Source organism: Roseisolibacter sp. H3M3-2 (genome assembly GCF_029211165.1).
Taxonomy (GTDB): Bacteria; Gemmatimonadota; Gemmatimonadetes; order Gemmatimonadales; family Gemmatimonadaceae; genus Roseisolibacter.
Genome location: NZ_JARGEK010000807.1, coordinates 1 through 522, shown reverse-complemented (window position 1 = coordinate 522; position 522 = coordinate 1). Strand labels below are relative to the sequence as shown.

Annotated in this window: 1 protein-coding gene; it reads left to right on the top strand. The window is 83.7% G+C overall.

Features of this window, described 5'->3' with window-relative positions:
- On the top strand, positions 1 to 522 hold a 522-nt coding region (locus PYV61_RS26530; protein WP_275836894.1), incomplete at both ends, for a DUF92 domain-containing protein.

Sequence of the window (522 nt, the reverse complement as noted above, 5' to 3'; positions counted from 1 at the left end):
GGCCGGGCTCCTGCTCGCGGCTGGGATCGCCCTGCCCGGCCGCCGCGCCGGCGCGCTCGCCGCCGACGGCGCCGTCGCCGCGGTGGTCGTCGGCACCGCCGCGATGGCCGCCGGCTGGGGGTGGGGGGCGCTGCTCATCCTCTTCTTCGCGACGGGGAGCGCGCTGTCGCGCTGGCGGCGCCGCGAGCGGGAGGCGCGCACCGGCGACGTGGTCGCGAAGGGCGGCCCGCGGGACGCCGCGCAGGTGCTGGCCAACGGCGGCCTGTTCGCCGCCCTGGCGCTCGCGGCCGGGTGGTCGCCGGCGTGGAGCGGCGCGGCCGCCGCCGCGCTGGCCGCCGCCGCCGCCGACACCTGGGCGACCGAGGTCGGCACGCTGGTGGGCGGCACGCCCCGCACGGTCCCGGGGTGGCGCCCGGTCGCGCCCGGGACGTCGGGCGCCGTGACCGCGGCCGGCACGCTGGCCATGCTCGCCGGCGCCGGCGTGGTGGCGCTGGCGGCCCTCGCCCTGCGCCTCCCCGCCGG